This is a genomic window from Bradyrhizobium sp. (assembly GCF_049581145.1).
Taxonomy (GTDB): domain Bacteria; phylum Pseudomonadota; class Alphaproteobacteria; order Rhizobiales; family Xanthobacteraceae; genus Bradyrhizobium.
This window is the reverse complement of the sequence record NZ_JBAURI010001111.1, coordinates 1-1,795: the sequence shown is the minus strand read 5'-3', so window position 1 is coordinate 1,795 and position 1,795 is coordinate 1. Positions and strand designations below refer to the sequence as shown.

At 59.3% G+C, this 1,795-nt stretch carries 2 protein-coding genes; both read right to left on the bottom strand.

Going from position 1 to position 1,795, the window contains the following annotated elements; all coding sequences use genetic code 11:
- Nucleotides 1-217 precede the first annotated feature (217 nt).
- Nucleotides 218-430, bottom strand: a complete 213-nt coding sequence (locus tag WCB02_RS35665; protein WP_423966172.1) for a hypothetical protein — start codon at nucleotides 428-430, stop codon at nucleotides 218-220.
- A 184-nt stretch (nucleotides 431-614) separates the two neighbouring features.
- Nucleotides 615-1,795: ATP-binding cassette domain-containing protein (locus tag WCB02_RS35660; RefSeq protein ID WP_423966169.1), on the bottom strand; the 1,181-nt coding region annotated here is incomplete at its 5' end.

Sequence of the window (1,795 nt, the reverse complement as noted above, 5' to 3'; positions counted from 1 at the left end):
GAATTCCGGCAAGCAGACAAAGGAGCGCGCAAGACGTTCGAAGCGGTCGGCAGCCGGATCGTGCGGGCGCTTGTTATATTCAAGTCAAAAGGAATGGCGGCCAATTTGGCCGCCATTCCTTGAATAGAACTCTGCGTAGAGTGTTGGAGGTGCGTCTGCGGCGGAGTTGAGAGTCGCTCGTAGCTCTCACGAAAGCTCGGTCTGGTTTGACTCGTCCTCAGAAGACAGGGTGGGGCTCGGTCTGGCCGAGCCATGGGTTTATGACCAAGGTCCCCGGCGGATACCCTCGCGGAGGGGTGGTGCATCCGACGACCACAATCTGGCCGGGTTCGGGGTCCTTGACGCCACCGTTGACACTATCAAGCTGATCGGTCGTCAGGACGCGCATTTCAAGATCGATATGCGCCCTGGTGTTGAGGAAAATGTTCATTGCTGGTCTCATCCGTTCGCTAGGAGTGGTTGACACTGGAAGTCGGGCATCTGCAGCCCGTCACCAGCGCAATGTGTTTCAGCTCTTTCAGATGCACAGTGATTTCCATCACTCAGCCAAAACCCATGGCGGCAATGTGGGCCGACGGCCTATGGCGCCCGGGCTGTCCTTGCGGGCGCAGATGCTATTCGACGAGCTGCCGGCGGGCGAAATCGGCGAACAGTCCCCCAGTTCGCATGAGCTCGCTGTAGCTGCCCGACTGTACGACCTCGCCGCCCGCGAGCATCAGAATCCGGTCCGCATTCCGGATCGTGCTGAGCCGATGCGCAATGACAACCCTCGTGATACTCAGCCGCTCCAGCGAGACGCCGATAATCGCCTGGGTTCGATTGTCCAGCGCGCTTGTCGCTTCATCGAACAGGAGTATCCGCGGCGAACGGGCGATCGCCCGGGCTATCAGGAGGCGTTGGCGTTGGCCGCCCGAAAGCGTATTGACTCCTTCTGCGACCAATGTGTGCATGCCCATCGGCATTTCCCGGATATCGGCTTCGAGTGCCGCCATCCGCGCGGCATCCCATGCCCTGTCCAGTGTCAGTTCGACGCCGCCGCAAATATTCTCATAGAGGCTTCCGGTTGCCAGCCTGGTATCCTGAAGGACTACGCCAAGCTGGCGCCGCACGGCGCTGATATCAAGCGTATTCAGCGCTTTCCCATCATAGAAAATGCTTCCGGCTTCGGGCCGCTCGAAGCCGAGCAGAAGACGCAAGAGCGACGATTTCCCACTGCCAGATGGGCCGACAATGGCGATAAATTCGCCCTGAGCGATTCGGAGCGTGACGTCATCCAGAACTTTCGGGCCGCCATCAATGTAGCGGAAGGTGACGCCGGAGAACTCGATTTCGCCTAATAATTGTCCAGGTGCTCGCCGGTCTTCCTCAATCTCGACAGCCGCGGCAATGACCGGCCTCAGACGTGTCAGGCGCGGAACAGCCACCAACGATTCACCCACGCTTGAGGCCCAATTGCCGGCAGCCGCCGTGGCTTGGCCGAACGCAGCAAGAAAGCCGAGAAAGGCGCCAAGGTCGGTCAGGAGATTGCTGGCGGTATGGGAGGCGACTGCAAAGATGGCCAATGTGGCCAGCATGGGAAAGCTGGTCTCGAAGACCGCCAGCAGGTTGTCCGTTCGCTGAGAGGCAATGAAGTATCTCTTCTGAACAGAAAACTGCCGCGACCAGCGAGCCAACGCGCGGGCCGTCGCATTTGCCACGCGAAGCTTGCCGACGCCCGCGATCAGCTGGAGAACAAATCCGTTGATCTTGCCCTGCAGGTTGAAATGCTTGGCTTCATAGTACACCAGTATCGAGC

Coding starts and splice junctions, on each gene's coding strand:
- WCB02_RS35665 (WP_423966172.1), bottom strand. CDS start 430: ATGAACATTTTCCTCAACACCAGGGCGCATATCGATCTTGAAATGCGC.